General features: G+C 69.0%; 15 protein-coding genes. 11 read left to right on the top strand and 4 right to left on the bottom strand.

Annotated elements, in window-relative coordinates; all coding sequences use genetic code 11:
* Positions 1–8 precede the first annotated feature (8 nt).
* Positions 9–746, top strand: coding sequence for a TetR/AcrR family transcriptional regulator (locus BR31_RS0104570; RefSeq protein ID WP_037175542.1), 738 nt, complete (start codon positions 9–11; stop codon positions 744–746).
* Here BR31_RS0104570 and BR31_RS0104575 read toward each other — a convergent pair.
* Entirely contained in the window at positions 725–1723 is a 999-nt protein-coding gene (locus BR31_RS0104575; protein WP_027499930.1) for an AurF N-oxygenase family protein, read from the bottom strand. The two genes, BR31_RS0104570 and BR31_RS0104575, sit on opposite strands and share 22 nt — an antisense overlap.
* 187 nt (positions 1724–1910) lie before the next feature.
* Here BR31_RS0104575 and holA point away from each other — a divergent pair, with 187 nt between their 5' ends.
* Positions 1911–2885, top strand: a complete 975-nt coding sequence (gene holA, locus BR31_RS0104580; RefSeq protein ID WP_027499931.1) for a DNA polymerase III subunit delta — start codon at positions 1911–1913, stop codon at positions 2883–2885.
* Positions 2882–3655: a class I SAM-dependent methyltransferase gene (locus BR31_RS0104585; protein ID WP_027499932.1), complete on the top strand. Its 774-nt coding sequence runs from the start codon at positions 2882–2884 to the stop codon at positions 3653–3655. The genes holA and BR31_RS0104585 overlap by 4 nt, the downstream gene beginning before the upstream one ends.
* A 59-nt stretch (positions 3656–3714) precedes the next feature.
* Here the strand turns inward: BR31_RS0104585 and rpsT are convergent, their stop codons facing one another.
* On the bottom strand, positions 3715–3975 hold the full coding sequence (rpsT, locus tag BR31_RS0104590; protein WP_027499933.1) for a 30S ribosomal protein S20: 261 nt from the start codon (positions 3973–3975) through the stop codon (positions 3715–3717).
* Positions 3976–4193: 218 nt separating this feature from the next.
* Between rpsT and BR31_RS0104595 the strand changes: the two genes are divergently transcribed.
* Together BR31_RS0104595 and BR31_RS0104600 are read left to right on the top strand one after the other, a co-directional pair.
* Positions 4194–4970, top strand: coding sequence for an aquaporin (locus BR31_RS0104595; protein WP_027499934.1), 777 nt, complete (start codon positions 4194–4196; stop codon positions 4968–4970).
* Positions 4971–5091: 121 nt separating this feature from the next.
* Positions 5092–5499 carry a DUF3224 domain-containing protein gene (locus BR31_RS0104600; protein WP_027499935.1) on the top strand — a complete coding sequence of 136 codons (408 nt, stop codon included), beginning with the start codon at positions 5092–5094 and terminating at the stop codon, positions 5497–5499.
* 24 nt (positions 5500–5523) lie between these two features.
* Here BR31_RS0104600 and BR31_RS0104605 read toward each other — a convergent pair whose 3' ends face one another.
* Entirely contained in the window at positions 5524–6081 is a 558-nt protein-coding gene (locus tag BR31_RS0104605) for a type II toxin-antitoxin system PemK/MazF family toxin (protein WP_027499936.1), read from the bottom strand.
* A gap of 82 nt (positions 6082–6163) precedes the next feature.
* On the opposite strand from BR31_RS0104605, the gene lepA reads away from it, so the two are divergent.
* The 3 genes from lepA to BR31_RS0104620 all read left to right on the top strand — a co-directional run bounded on the left by lepA (position 6164) and on the right by BR31_RS0104620 (position 10077).
* Positions 6164–8047 carry a translation elongation factor 4 gene (lepA, locus tag BR31_RS0104610; RefSeq protein ID WP_027499937.1) on the top strand — a complete coding sequence of 628 codons (1884 nt, stop codon included), beginning with the start codon at positions 6164–6166 and terminating at the stop codon, positions 8045–8047.
* Between the two features lie 44 nt (positions 8048–8091).
* Positions 8092–9021, top strand: coding sequence for an NAD(P)H-dependent flavin oxidoreductase (locus tag BR31_RS0104615; protein WP_027499938.1), 930 nt, complete (start codon positions 8092–8094; stop codon positions 9019–9021).
* A 78-nt stretch (positions 9022–9099) separates the two neighbouring features.
* The gene (locus BR31_RS0104620) at positions 9100–10077 is read left to right on the top strand and encodes an ABC transporter substrate-binding protein (RefSeq protein ID WP_231496374.1); all 978 of its coding nucleotides are present in this window, start codon (positions 9100–9102) and stop codon (positions 10075–10077) included.
* A 23-nt stretch (positions 10078–10100) separates the two neighbouring features.
* On the opposite strand, the gene BR31_RS0104625 is transcribed toward BR31_RS0104620, so the two are convergent.
* Positions 10101–12044, bottom strand: a complete 1944-nt coding sequence (locus BR31_RS0104625) for a glycoside hydrolase family 15 protein (protein WP_051636985.1) — start codon at positions 12042–12044, stop codon at positions 10101–10103.
* Between the two features lie 125 nt (positions 12045–12169).
* Here BR31_RS0104625 and BR31_RS0104630 point away from each other — a divergent pair, with 125 nt between their 5' ends.
* The 3 genes from BR31_RS0104630 to BR31_RS0104635 all read left to right on the top strand — a co-directional run bounded on the left by BR31_RS0104630 (position 12170) and on the right by BR31_RS0104635 (position 13823).
* Complete coding sequence (locus BR31_RS0104630) at positions 12170–12376, top strand: hypothetical protein (RefSeq protein ID WP_027499941.1); 207 nt, start codon at positions 12170–12172, stop codon at positions 12374–12376.
* Between the two features lie 150 nt (positions 12377–12526).
* On the top strand, positions 12527–12601 hold the full coding sequence (locus BR31_RS32560) for an Ms4533A family Cys-rich leader peptide (RefSeq protein ID WP_371851165.1): 75 nt from the start codon (positions 12527–12529) through the stop codon (positions 12599–12601).
* 175 nt (positions 12602–12776) lie between these two features.
* The gene (locus BR31_RS0104635) at positions 12777–13823 is read left to right on the top strand and encodes a sulfate ABC transporter substrate-binding protein (protein ID WP_027499942.1); all 1047 of its coding nucleotides are present in this window, start codon (positions 12777–12779) and stop codon (positions 13821–13823) included.

Below are 13823 nucleotides of genomic sequence, written 5' to 3' on the forward strand. Positions count from 1 at the left end.
CTCGGCCCATGTCGATCACCGCGAAGCGGTCCGAGGAGTCGCGCTCCGCCAGCGGGCACGAGGCCCGCTGGGAGCAACACAATCTCGAGCGGCAGACACGGATCCTCGAGGCGGCGGTCGCGATGCTCGAGGAGAGCCCGGCGGGCGCGGACATTCCGGTGCAGCAGATCGCGACTCGTGCCGGGCTCGCCAAATCGGTGGTGTACCGACAGTTCGACGGCCGCGAGGACCTGGACTGCCGGGTACGGGCGTATCTCGTCGACGAGTTCTCCCGCACCCTGGACACCCAACTCGACATCTCCACCGGGTCGGTCGAGGAGATCCTCGTCCGGACCATTCGCGCCGTGGCGGACTGGATGACCGACCACCCGCGCCTGAACGAGTTCGCCCGCACCGGGCCGATCACCGTCGGCGCGGACATCGACGCAGTGAGCGGTCTGAAGGTCCGGATGTCGGACCGGGCCAGGGAGCTCATCTCGTCGATCGCCACGCTCATCGACGTCGACGACAGCGCGTTCGACGCCGTGCCGTTCGCGGTGGTGACCATGGTCGAGGGCACCCTGACGCAATGGGTCAACGATCCCGAGCCCACGCGTGACCGGTCGGAGATCGTGGCCGACCTCGCGCGGCTGGCCTGGTTCGTGCTGGACGGCGCCGCGCGCTCGGCAGGCGTGACCGTCGACCCGACGGCGGAGCTGTCCGCGGTCATCGCGCAGCTGTCGGGTCAGGCGGCCTGCCGAGCCTGACGGTCGGGCTCGCTGCGGTAGCGAGAGGGCGGCCCGTCGATGTGCAGCCGCCGCCACAACCGGGTGGTGAGCGCGTTCATCAGGCCCAGTTCCTCGGCGAGCGCGCGCATGTCGCCGAAGTAGCCCCGCAGGATGGTGCGGGAGTGCTCGCTGCGCCAGAACGCCTCCTTCATCACCGCGCGCGGGATCCCGAACTCCTTGGCGAATGCCTTTGGCGGGGTCATGATCTCGCCGGCGAGCCAGCGCATGGCGAGGGGGAAGCTCACCGCGCACACGGCCTTGGAGGCGGCGCTCATCATGCCGACGTGGGCCTTGAGGAACTCGTTGGCGAAGGAGATGTGCCGCGCCTCCTCGGCGATGTGGATCTCCATGGTGCGCAGCATCGCGGGCGGGATGTTCGCGCCCTCGCGGATCAACGCCTTCTGGTAGTGGTCGATCGGCTCCTCGCCGCCGAGGATGCCGATGAAGAGGATCACGTGCGCGTAGCCGCCTGCCACCCCGATGAACGGGGACAGCGCGCGGAAGGGCCGCCGCATGCCGGGAACGTCGACCCCGATCCGGTTGACGAGCTCCTGGAACATCTGGATGTGGTTGCACTCCTCGGTCATCTCGTGGAGGCAGTAGCGGAACTCCGGCGACCGGTTGGGCAGCTTCATGATGTACTGCATCATTCCGCGGATCAGGATGCTCTCGAAGGCCGCGCCGACCTTGACCGAGTTGGCCTGGCGCCACTTCCCGATCGCGATCTGTCGCTCCAGCGGCTGCTCCCGATACCAGCGGGTGGCGCCGAGCGGATCGATCTCGGGGGAGAGGACCCAGCGCGGATCTTCCGGGTCGATGGCGAATTCCGGTGCATCCCAATCGATATCGAGATAGGGATCGAAGCGGCGGTGGACGGATCCCTCGGAAAGCGTTTGCAGCAGTTCGCGATAGGTGGGATCGAGCAACTCGGCTGGGGGTGTCGTTGACGTCGCCATCGATGGTCTCCCTGGTCGTGGTTCGGTGCGGTTCGGCGAGTGCGTGCGTCCGGGCCTGACCGGCTCTGTGGTGCCGCCTCAATTTACTGAGACTCCGCGTCCCATGCAAGGCCCGGGTCGGGTTCGCGACAGGCGCAGGCACGACTCCCCGCCGCGCCGTGTCGGCGCATCGTGGGACCATCGTCGGGTGAGTCCCGCATCCCCCGCTCCCGCGCCGCTCCACCTGGTACTCGGTGACGAGGAACTGCTGATCGATCGCGCGGTCGCAGGCATCGTCTCCGCGGTCAGGGCGAGCTCGGCGAACGCCGAGGAACTGCCCGTGACCAGGCTTCGGGCGGGTGACGTCAGCGTCGCGGAGTTCGCCGAGCTGCTCAGTCCCTCGCTGTTCGCCGAGGACCGGGTGATCGTGCTCGAGGCCGCCGCCGAGGCGGGCAAGGACTCGGTCGCGCTGGTCCTCGATGCCGCGGCCGCACCGCCCGAGGGATTCGTCCTGGTGATCCTGCATTCCGGTGGCGGCCGCGCCAAGGCGATGGTGGGGGCGTTGCAGAAGTCCGGCGCCGTCGTGCACGACTGCGCCAAGCTCAGCAAGCAGGGCGAGCGCGCCGATTTCGTGCGTGGCGAGTTCCGCGCGGCGGGCGTTCGGGTCTCGCCGGAGGTCATCCAGGCGGTGATCGACGCGGTCGGGTCCGACCTGCGCGAGCTGGCCGCGGCCTGCTCGCAGCTCGCAGCCGACACCGGCGGACTGATCGACGCGGCCGCCGTGCAGAAGTACTACACGGGCAAGGCCGAGGTCTCGGGCTTCGACGTCGCCGAGCTGGCGGTCTCGGGTGACCGGACCGGCGCGATGGAGGCACTGCGGTGGGCGATGCTGCGGGGCGTCCCGCACGTGCTGCTCGCCGACGCCCTCGCCGACGCCGTGCACACCGTCGCCCGGGTGGGCTCCGCCGGCCGTGGCGACCCGTTCCGGATGGCGTCCGAGCTGGGCATGCCGCCCTGGAAGATCAAGAAGGCGCAGGGGCAGGCGCGCGGCTGGGGTACCGAGTCCATCGGTGAGGCCCTCGGTGTCGTCGCCCAGCTCAATGCCGACGTCAAGGGCGCGGCCGCGGACCCGGACTACGCCGTGGAGTTCGCGGTTCGGCGCGTCGCCGAGCTGTACCGGTGAGTCCCGCGCCCGACGACGGCGAGCGTGCGCTCGAGCGGGCGCGTGCACTGCTCCGTCCGGACGACCTGCGTGCTAGCGCGCGCGCCGACGCGGGCTACCTCGACCTGCTCCGGGACGAGGGCTCGCCGCGACCGACGGCGGCTCAGCACGCGATGAACAATCGACTCGTCGCCGCCGTGTACGAGCGGGCCTGGCGTCCGGTCTGGACCGCCGTGATGGGGGCCAACGGACTGTCGGCGGGCGGCGAGCGAGCGAAGGCGGCCGCCGACCTCGGCCTCGGCGGTGAGCAGCGGGTCCTCGATGTGGCGTGCGGCCCTGGCAACTTCACCCGCTACTTCGGCGAGCGACTCGCGGGGGAGGGCGTCGCGGTCGGGTTCGACATCTCGCGACCCATGCTCGATCAGGCGGTGCGCACGGGCCGCGGCCCGCACGCCGCCTACGTTCGCGGAGATGCCAGGCGGCTGCCGTTCGACGACGGGACGTTCGATGCCGTCTGCTGCTATGCCGCGCTCTACCTCGTCCCGGAACCGATGACTGTCGTCGACGAGATGATCCGGGTGCTCGCGCCTGGCGGTCGGATCGCGGTGATGACCAGCTACGGCCGCGAGCACCCGCTGCTGCGGTCGGCGCTCGGGTTGGCGGCGGGCACCCTCGGCGTCCGCATGTACGACCGCGCGACCCTGCCGGAGGCGTTCGCCGCGGCGGGGCTGATCGACGTGGCGCAGCAGATCCGCGGGGTCACCCAGTTCGTCAACGCCCGCAGGCCCTGACGCCGGAACGCGAAAAACCGCCCGGTCGTGGACCGGGCGGTTCTGCGAGACGGTTTACGTCAGAGCTTGTTGGCGGCCAGCGCGAGGGCCGACTTCTTGTTGGCGGCCTGGTTGGCGTGGATGACGCCCTTGCTGGCTGCCTTGTCGAGCTTGCGGCTCGCGACCAGGAGGAGCTCGTCGGCCTTCGCCTTGTCGCCCGAGGACGCAGCCTCACGGAAGGAACGGATCGCGGTACGCAGCGAGGACTTCACCGACTGGTTGCGCAGTCGCTGGCGCTCGTTGGTAGCGATCCGCTTCACCTGGGACTTGATGTTGGCCACGCGTAGAATCCTGTCGTTTTCGCTCGGTTTCTTGTCTAAGAAGCTTTGGGCGCACTTGGGCGCCGACGCTCGAGATTACCAGGGATGCCGCTGTGAACCCAAACCGGCATGCGTTCCCCGAAACGGCCTCGATGTCGTTGTGCAGGGTACCGGCCTCGCGTAGCGTCCGGCCCGAGTCCTTGTGGTACGCCCTGAACCGATCTAATCGAAGGTGGCACATGTCTCCAACTGCGCAGGAAATCGCCGAGAAGGAACCGATCTCGGACGCCAAGAAGTACATCGCCGAGGGCATCGGCACGTTCGTCTTGGTGTTCGCCTCCGTTGGCACCGCGGTGATCGCGGGCGACAAGGTCGGCAACCTGGGCGTCGCCCTGGCGTTCGGCCTCACCCTGCTGTTCCTCGTCTACTCGATCGGACCCATCTCGGGTTGCCACGTGAACCCGGCCGTCACCTTCGGGCATTTCCTGCTCGGCCGGATCGCCGCGGCCAAGGCCGGTCTGTACGTGGTGGCCCAGTTGCTCGGCGGCGTGCTCGCGGGCGTCGTCCTCTATTCGGTGGCCAAGTCGCTGCCCTCCTACAACCGCGCCTCGGCGGGGCTCGGCGCCAACGGGTGGGGCGCGCACAGCCCGTCGGCGATCAAGGGGCCGCTCGGCATCGGGGTGCTGGAGAACGGCTACGGCCTCGCCGCGATGATCGTCATCGAGGTGCTCCTCACCGCGCTGCTGGTGTTCGTGGTCATGGCCTCGACGGACCAGATCTCGGACGTGCCGCTGGCCGGCATCTCCATCGGTTTCACCCTTGCGGTGATCCACCTGGTGTCGATCCCGATCGACAACACCTCGGTGAACCCGGCCCGCAGCATCGCGGTGGCGCCCTACCAGGACGGCGCACTCGGCCAGCTGTGGGCGTTCATCGTGTTCCCGCTGATCGGCGGCGCCCTCGGCGCGCTGGCCTACCGCGGGGTGTTCGGTCGATACGACCGGATCAACATCTAACGGTCCGGACAACACGGACCGAGGGACCCCCGGCGCGGATCGCGCCGGGGGTCCCTTCGTCTGTGTCGTGGCGTCGCGTTTGTTCAAGCGCGGTGTCGGTGGCCGGTCCTACGCTCGTTTCATGCAGGCAGACAGCACTTTCTCCGTGACCTCGTTCGAGCCGACCGAGTACACCTCGCCGATCCAGACCGGACTCGACGTCGGGTACACCTACATGACCAAGACCTTCACCGGCGACATCGAAGGCACCTCGCGGACCCAGTTCACCTCCGCTTGCTCCCAGGAGACTGGCGTGGGCACCTACCTCGCGATGGAGTCCTTCGAGGGGGCGATCGGCGGGCGCCGCGGCACCTTCAACTTCGCGCACATGGCGACCACCGACGGCACCGAGCGCACCCATCACCAGCTCGTGGTGGTCCCCACCAGTGGGACCGGAGAGCTGGCGGGGATCAACGGGACCGGCGAGCTGCTGGTCGACGCCGACGGAACCCATCGGCTGCGGCTCGACGTCGAGTTCGCCGGGAACTGACCCACGTCGCGGGCCCGGCGGTCCTCAGCTCCAGCTGAAGTCGGACCGCAGGCGGCTCGCGACCTGCTCGAAGCGGCGCTGATCGAGGATGGCGCCCTCACGGCGGATGCCGGACTCGGGGACGTCGAGCACCCGGTCGAGGCGCACCCAGCTCGGGCGGCCTGCGCTGTCCCAGGAGCCGGAACCGACTCCCATCCAGTTCCGGTCGCCGTCGCGCTCGGCGTTCGAGGACAGCATCAGACCGAGCAGTGTGTCGCCGTCGCGCCCGACGACCAGGACCGGCCGGTCCTTGCCCTGGTGGGCGTCCTCCTCGTAGGTCACCCAGGTCCACACGACCTCGCCCGGGTCGGCCCGGCCGTCGAGGTCGGGGGAGTACTCGACCCGGCGGGCGCGGTGCGCGGTCGGCACCGCGGTGGAGGACACCGGGCGGCCGGGGGTGATCGTCTGCCGCTGTGGCTTCGGCGCGGTGCTCGCCTTGCCGGGCAGGACGCCCGACTTCTGCAGTTCCTTCAGAAGTCGGGGTGCCTGGGTCATCGCCAGGGCGCCGAGTTGTTTGCCGATCGAGGTCCAGCTTCGTGCCATGTGTCCAACCTATCTGCCCGTCCGACGGAGCCCGGCGCCGCTTGGATATCCTCTGAGGTGACAGTGACCCGAATTCGGGTCGGTGCCAGTCCAGCTAAGGGGCCCCGAAATCAGCAGCTTCGCCGACACGACGTTCACGGATCCCGCACGGATCCGGAACTTCTGCATCATCGCGCACATCGACCACGGCAAGTCGACTCTCGCGGACCGGATGCTGCAGCTCACCGGAGTGGTCGATCCGCGGCAGATGCGAGCCCAGTACCTGGACCGGATGGACATCGAGCGCGAGCGCGGCATCACCATCAAGGCGCAGAACGTGCGGCTGCCCTGGGTCGTCACGAACGAGGACGGCACCGAGGAAGAGATCGTCCTGCACCTGATCGACACGCCCGGTCACGTCGACTTCACCTACGAGGTCTCCCGCGCGCTGGAGGCCTGTGAGGGCGCCGTGCTGCTGGTGGACGCCGCGCAGGGCATCGAGGCGCAGACGCTGGCCAACCTGTACCTGGCGATGGAGAAGGACCTCACCATCATCCCGGTGCTCAACAAGATCGACCTGCCCGCGGCCGACCCCGACCGCTACGCCGCGGAAATCGCGCACATCGTCGGCTGTGAGCCCGGCGACGTGCTGCGGGTCTCCGGCAAGACCGGGGTCGGGGTCAAGGAACTGCTCGACGAGGTCGTCAAGCAGGTGCCCGCGCCGGTGGGCGACGCCGACGGCCCGGCGCGCGCGATGATCTTCGACTCGGTGTACGACGCGTACCGCGGCGTGGTCACCTACGTGCGAGTGGTGGACGGCAAGATCCGTCCCCGCGAGAAGATCACGATGATGTCGACCGGCACCACTCACGAACTGCTCGAGGTGGGCATCATCTCGCCCGAACCCAAGCCCACCGTCGGCCTGGGCGTCGGCGAGGTCGGCTACCTGATCACCGGCGTCAAGGACGTCCGCCAGTCCCGGGTCGGTGACACTGTCACCACCTTCCGCAACGGCGCGACCGAGCCGCTGGTCGGCTACCGCGACCCCAAGCCGATGGTGTACTCGGGCCTGTACCCCATGGACGGCTCCGACTACCCGGTGCTGCGCGATGCCCTCGACAAGCTGCGGCTCAACGACGCTGCGCTGGCATACGAGCCGGAAACCTCTGTGGCCCTTGGCTTCGGCTTCCGCTGCGGCTTCCTCGGGCTGCTGCACATGGAGATCACCCGGGACCGGCTCGAGCGTGAGTTCGGCCTCGACCTGATCTCGACGGCGCCGAACGTGGTGTATCGCGTGACGATGGAGGACGGCACCGAGCACGAGGTGACCAACCCGTCGTACTGGCCGGAGGGCCGGGTGCGCGAGGTGTATGAGCCGATGGCCAAGTGCACCGTCATCGCTCCGAGCGAGTACACCGGCGCGATCATGGAACTGTGCCAGTCCCGCCGCGGCGAGCTCGGCGGCATGGACTACCTCTCCGAGACCCGGGTCGAGCTGCGCTACACGCTGCCGATGGGCGAGATCATGTTCGACTTCTTCGACGCCCTCAAGTCGCGGACCAAGGGCTACGCCAGCCTCGACTACGAGCCGACGGACGAGCAGCAGGCCGCACTGGTGAAGGTGGACATCCTGCTGCAGGGCGAGGCCGTCGACGCGTTCAGCGCGATCGTGCACAAGGACGCCGCGTTCGCCTACGGCAACAAGATGACAACCAAGCTGCGCGAGCTGATCCCGCGCCAGCAGTTCGAGGTGCCGATCCAGGCCGCGATCGGCGCGAAGATCATTGCGCGAGAGAACATTCGCGCGATCCGCAAGGACGTGCTCGCCAAGTGCTACGGCGGCGACATCAGCCGCAAGCGCAAGCTGCTCGAGAAGCAGAAGGAGGGCAAGAAGCGGATGAAGACCATCGGTCGCGTCGAGGTCCCGCAGGAGGCCTTCGTGGCGGCGCTGTCGAACGAGTCGGTGGCGGACAAGCCGAAGAAGTAGGCGCCGCGCACGGTCGGCGTAGCCGCGACAGGAGAGGATTCGGCATGCTCGAGACCTGGTTGACCCGGGAACTGCGGATCGAGGTGCCGATCCTCGGCGCGCCGATGGGCGGCAGGGCCGGTGGCGAGCTGACCGGTGAGGTGTCCAAGGCGGGCGGCCTCGGGCTGCTCGGCGCGGCGAGGTACGCCACCCCGCAATGGGTGGCGGAGGAGGCCGAGGTGGCCCGCCGCATCGGCGGGCGGTTCGGCGTCGGGCTGATGACGTGGGCGCTGGACGACGACGACACCCTGCTCGACGCCGCGCTGGCGGAGGAGCCGGTGCTGGTGTCGCTGTCCTTCGGCGATCCGGCCGCCTACGTGCCGCGGGTGCACGCCGCGGGGATCCCGGTCGTGTCGCAGGTGAACACCCTCGACGACCTGCGGGTCGCCGAGCGGGCCGGGGTTGACCTCGTGATCGCCCAGGGCGGCGAGGCGGGCGGGCACACCGGCCGGATCGGCACCCTGCCCCTGCTGCAGGAGCTGCTCGACGCGACGGACCTGCCGGTGGTCGCGGCCGGCGGCATCGGGACGGGGCGGGGACTGGCCGCGGTGATCGCCGCGGGCGCCGAGGGCGCGCTGATCGGCACCGCTCTGCTGGCCAGCCCGGAGACCATCGGACCCGGCTACGCCCGCGAGCGGGTGGTCGAGGCCGGGAGTGCGGACACCGTGTACACCTCCGTCTTCGACCAGGCCCGCAGTCAGCCGTGGCCGAGCCGCTGGGGCGGCCGGGCGATCGCGAACGAGTTCACCGAGACCTGGCACGGCACCGACGGATCCGACGAGACCCTCGCGGAGGCCTACGACCCGAGCGACCCCGACCTCGGCGTGGTGTACGCGGGTGAGGCGGTCGGCCTGGTGCACTCGGCCCGTCCCGCGGGCGAGGTGGTTCGGCACATCGCGGCCGACGCGGAGCGGCTGCTGCGCCGGTTCGCCTGACGAACCCCTGGCGTCACCCCTCGAAGTGTGTGAAGGTTAGCCTTCGCTAACTTCGAAGGGGTGATGTGGGTGCGTGCGGTGAGGCTGGTGGCAGCGACGCTGCTCGGGGTGGTGGCGATCGCAACCGCGGGTTGCGGCGCGGACGCCGGTGCCGACGACGGCGCCGATCGGACGACGACGATCGAGCACAGATTCGGTTCCACCACGGTCGAGGGGACCCCGACCCGGATCGTGGCGGCGGGCAGCCAGTGGCTGGACGCGCTGCTCGAGTTCGGCGTGCAACCGGTGGCCTACCTGGCCGCGGGGGATCGGGGCGACGAGCGCGGCCTCTATCCATGGGAGGGCTCGCTCGACGCGTCGGCGGTGGAACTCGACAGGGCCGTCCTCAGCCAGCTGGGCGCCGCCCTCCCGGTGGAGGAGATCGCCGCGCAGGACCCGGACCTGATCCTCGGATCGTTCGTGGCCAGCCGGAGCGACTTCGACCGTGTCAACAAGATCGCGCCCACCATCGGCGAGATCGGCGACGCGCAGGTCGACTCGTGGGAGGACCAGGTGACGGCGCTCGGCCGGATCCTCGGCAGGCAGGACAGGGCCGAGGAGATCATCTCCGCCACCAACGGCGAGATCGACGGGCTCGCCGCGCGGCTGCCGGGACTGAAGGGCAAGACGGCGGTGCTGTCCCAGTTCGTCTTCAAGACCAACCAGCTGGTCGTCGTCGCCGATCCGAGGGACGGTGCCAGCCGGACGTTCGCCCGGCTCGGCATGACGGTGCCGCCGCGCCTCGTCGAGGAGGCGGGGGCGACGGGAGGTCGGCTGCTGCTCAGCCCCGAGCGGGTCGATGCCCTCACCGCGGACCTGGTGGTGATGCTGCCCAACGGCGGCACCCGAGACGACCTGATGAAGCTCCCCGGGTTCGCCGCGCTGCCGTCGGTCGGCAGCGGCGGCCTTGCCGTCGAGGATTACCCGACGGTGGTCGGCTTCAACACCCCGTCGAGCGCGTCGCTGCGGTACTCGCTCGGCCGGATCACCCCGCAGCTGGAGGCGATCGGCCGCTGACGGCGGGGGTGACCCGCGGCGCCTCAGGTGGGACCGTGCGCGGGCTGGAACGCGCCGGTGTCGCCTGCCTCCTCGGCCCGGATCACGTGCACCACGGCGTTGATCAGCGCCAGGTGGGTGAAGGCCTGGGGGAAGTTTCCCAGGTGCCTGCCGGTCCGCGGGTCGATCTCCTCGGCGTACAGCTTGAGGGGGCTGGCGAACCCGAGCAGCCGTTCGCACAGCCGCTTGGCGCGGGGCAGTTCTCCGATCTCGACCAGCGCCGACACCAGCCAGAACGAGCAGATGGTGAAGGTGCCCTCCTCGCCGGACAGCCCGTCGTCGGTGGTCTCCACCCGGTACCGCAGCACCAGGCCGTCCTCGGTCAGCTCGTCGGCGATGGCCAGCACGGTGGCTCGCACCCGATGGTCGTGCGAGGGCAGGAACCGCAGCAGCGGGACCAACAGCAGCGAGGCGTCCAGCGAATCGTCGCCGTAGCGCTGCGTGAAGACCCCACGGTCGTCCACCCCGTGTTCGAGGATGTCGTTCTTGATCTCGTCGGCGATCCGTGCCCATTGCTCGGCATACGCCTTCTCGCCGTGCAGGATCGCCAACTTGCTGCCGCGGTCGAGGGCCACCCAGCACATCACCTTCGAGGAGGTGAAGTGCTGCGGTTCGCCGCGCACCTCCCAGATCCCGCGGTCGGGCTGACGCCAGTGCTCGATCGCCTCCTCGACCTGCCGCTTGAGCAGCGGCCACAGCGATTCCGGGACCCGGTCGCGCGAGCGCACGTGCAGGTACACCGAGTCGAGCATGGTGCCCCAAATGTCGTGCTGGTTCTGGTTGTAGGCGCCGTTGCCGATGCGCACCGGTCGGGCCCCGTCGTATCCGGACAGGTGGCCGAGTTCCTCCTCCTCGAGGGTCTTCTCGCCCCCGATCCCGTACATCACCTGCAGCGGGTTCGGGTGACCGTCCTCGGACCTGGACACGTCGTAGATGAACGAGAAGAAGTCGTTGGCCTCCCGGTCGAGGCCGAGGGTGTACAGGCCCCACAGCGCGAAGGTGGAGTCGCGTACCCACGCGTACCGGTAGTCCCAGTTGCGTTCGCCTCCAGGGGTTTCCGGCAGGGAGGTGGTACAGGCGGCGAGCAGGGCGCCGGTCGGGCTGTAGGTCAGGCCCTTGAGGGCGAGCGCGCTGCGCTGCAGGTAGCCGCGCCACGGGTGGTCGGGGAAGCGCCCGATGGTGATCCACTGGCGCCAGCACTCCGCGGTCTGCCACATCTTGTCCGCGGCTTCCTCGAAGGTGCCGGGCGGGGGCACGTCGGCCCAGGACAGCGCGACGAAGCCGTTGTCGCCCTCCCGCATCCGGGTGCGGATCCGCGCCTCGCGGCCCTCGAGACCGAGCTTGAAGTTGGTGGTCAGCCGCAGGGTGGGGTGCGCGCCGAGCAGGCTCCCGTCGCAGGTGGCGGTGGCCTCCTCGTAGACCTTGCCGGTGTACTCCCAATTCGCGGCGGCGCGGTGGTAGTCGAAGGCGGGTTCGCAGCTCATCTCCAGTTCGATGGTCCCGCTGACGCATTTGATCGTGCGCAAAAGGATGCCCTCGGCGTCCCAGTCGGTCGGGGTCCGACGATGGGTCTTCGAGCGCTCCTGGATGTTGTGCCACGGGCCCATCACCAGGGCGTCGCGGACGATCAGCCAGCCGGTCTCGGTCTGCCACGTGGTCTCGACGATCAGCCCGCCGGGCAGGTAGCGGCGGGCGGCCGGGACATTCTGGCCGTAGGGGCCGATCCGGAAGTGGCCGGCGCTGCGGTCCAGCACCGCGCCGAACACGCTCGGCGAGTCGGGCCGGGGGAGGCACATCCACTCGACGGAGCCGTTGCGGGCGATCAGGCAGGTGGTCTCACAGTCGGAGAGGAAGGCGTAGTCGTCGATGGGCGGGAAGGTGCTGCGGTGCTCCATATCGATGAGCGCCGGTAGGTTCGCGGGCACCATCTCGCCTTCGGTGAGCTGCTCGGTGTCATCGAGTGGGGCCATCTGATCATCGAGTTGGGCCATCTCATCATCATCTGCCCGACGGGCGTGGTCGTCCACTGGAGTGGGGGCGATAGGCTGACCGCGTGACGCAGATTGCCAGCTGGTGGGACGGACTCGAGCTCTGGGTGATCGGGCTGCCCTTCATTCCGCAGCTGATCCTCGTGATGGCGGTGATGATGCCGCTCGCGATCGGGATCGCCACCGGAGCCGATCTGCTGCTCGCCAGGATTTTCGTGCTGCTCGGCCGGGACTCGGCCGCGACCGTCGCGCCCGTGGAAGGTGCCCGCTGATGCCCCGCTCTCGCGTCACCCTTGCGCTGATCGCGCTGATCCTCCTCGTCCTGATCGGCTGGCTGCTGACCAGGTAGTGGAACGGTGCTCGGCTCCGGTTCGATCCGGGCCGATCGCTCTGCTACATTCGTGCGCGTGTCTGCAACAGCCGTGCACCAGGTCCGCCATGAACTGGCGTTGATCGCTGTCGGCATGCTTGCGGTCGCCGATATCGACTGTTGTTGATTGCGGTAGCCGCGCGAGCCATCGAGCCGCGGCCGGTCCGCCCCACGTAGCGGGCGACAACCCCATTCTGTGTCACCGTGAGACCACGCCGTCGCCGGCAGTGGTCCCGCGCTGCGGTCTGAGGACCGGACATCACCTCGTTGCCCTCGTGGCACACCTGTGAAAGGCAATTCACATGAGCGCGCGCTCTCCCATCACCCGTTCCGGCCTCCTGCTGGCCGCCGCCGTCACCGCCGCATCGGTCGCACTGACCGCGTGCAGCGGCGGTTCGAGCGACACCGTCGGCGCCGAGGGCGGCGCGAGCGACGGCAGCGGGGGCACCATCAGCCTGTTCGCCTACGCGGTCCCCAAGCCCGGCTACGACAAGCTGATCCCGGCCTTCAACGACACTGACGAGGGCAAGAACGTCGAGTTCCAGCAGTCCTACGGCGCCTCGGGCGACCAGTCCCGCAAGGTCAAGGACGGCGCCCAGGCCGACTTCGTCAACTTCTCCGTCGAGCCGGACATTACCCGCCTCGTCGACGCGGGCCTGGTGAGCGAGGACTGGAACAAGGACGCCTACAACGGGATCCCGTTCGGCTCCGTCGTGACGGTGGTGGTCCGCAAGGGCAACCCGAAGGGCATCAAGGACTGGGACGACCTGCTCCAGCCCGGCCTCGAGGTGGTCACGCCCAACCCGTTCAGCTCGGGCTCGGCGAAGTGGAACCTGTTGGCTCCGTATGCCGCCAAGAGCGACGGCGGTAAGAACCCGCAGGCCGGACTGGACTACCTGAACACGCTCGTCACCGAGCACGTGAAGGTCCAGCCGAAGTCCGGTCGCGAGGCCACCGAGACGTTCCTGCAGGGCACCGGCGACGTGTTGCTGAGCTACGAGAACGAGGCCCTGTTCGCCGAGCGCAACGGGGACCCGGTCGAGCACGTCACGCCGCCGGTCACGTTCAAGATCGAGAACCCGGTCGCCGTGATCAACAACAGCAAGAACCTCGAGAAGGCCAACGCGTTCAAGGACTTCCTCTTTACGACCGAGGGCCAGAAGCTGTGGGCCGAGGCCGGATTCCGCCCGGTCGATCCCGGTGTCGCTGCCGAGTTCGCTGCCGACTTCCCTGCGCCCGCGAAGCTGTGGACGATCGCGGACCTCGGCGGCTGGAAGGCAGTCGACGAGAGTCTGTTCAAGAAGGAGACCGGTTCCATCGCCACGATCTACGACAACGCCACCAAGTAA

The organism is Rhodococcus sp. UNC363MFTsu5.1, from assembly GCF_000686785.1.
In the GTDB taxonomy this organism is placed as follows: Bacteria; Actinomycetota; Actinomycetes; order Mycobacteriales; family Mycobacteriaceae; genus Rhodococcus_G; species Rhodococcus_G maanshanensis.

Excerpts from the sequence above, each read along its gene's own strand:
- BR31_RS0104595 (WP_027499934.1), top strand. The coding sequence starts at position 4,194 with ATGTCTCCAACTGCGCAGGAAATCGCCGAGAAGGAACCGATCTCGGAC.
- BR31_RS0104605 (WP_027499936.1), bottom strand. The coding sequence starts at position 6,081 with ATGGCACGAAGCTGGACCTCGATCGGCAAACAACTCGGCGCCCTGGCG.
- BR31_RS0104575 (WP_027499930.1), bottom strand. The coding sequence starts at position 1,723 with ATGGCGACGTCAACGACACCCCCAGCCGAGTTGCTCGATCCCACCTAT.
- BR31_RS0104635 (WP_027499942.1), top strand. The coding sequence starts at position 12,777 with ATGAGCGCGCGCTCTCCCATCACCCGTTCCGGCCTCCTGCTGGCCGCC.
- BR31_RS0104570 (WP_037175542.1), top strand. The coding sequence starts at position 9 with ATGTCGATCACCGCGAAGCGGTCCGAGGAGTCGCGCTCCGCCAGCGGG.
- BR31_RS0104615 (WP_027499938.1), top strand. The coding sequence starts at position 8,092 with ATGCTCGAGACCTGGTTGACCCGGGAACTGCGGATCGAGGTGCCGATC.
- BR31_RS0104625 (WP_051636985.1), bottom strand. The coding sequence starts at position 12,044 with ATGGTGCCCGCGAACCTACCGGCGCTCATCGATATGGAGCACCGCAGC.
- BR31_RS0104600 (WP_027499935.1), top strand. The coding sequence starts at position 5,092 with ATGCAGGCAGACAGCACTTTCTCCGTGACCTCGTTCGAGCCGACCGAG.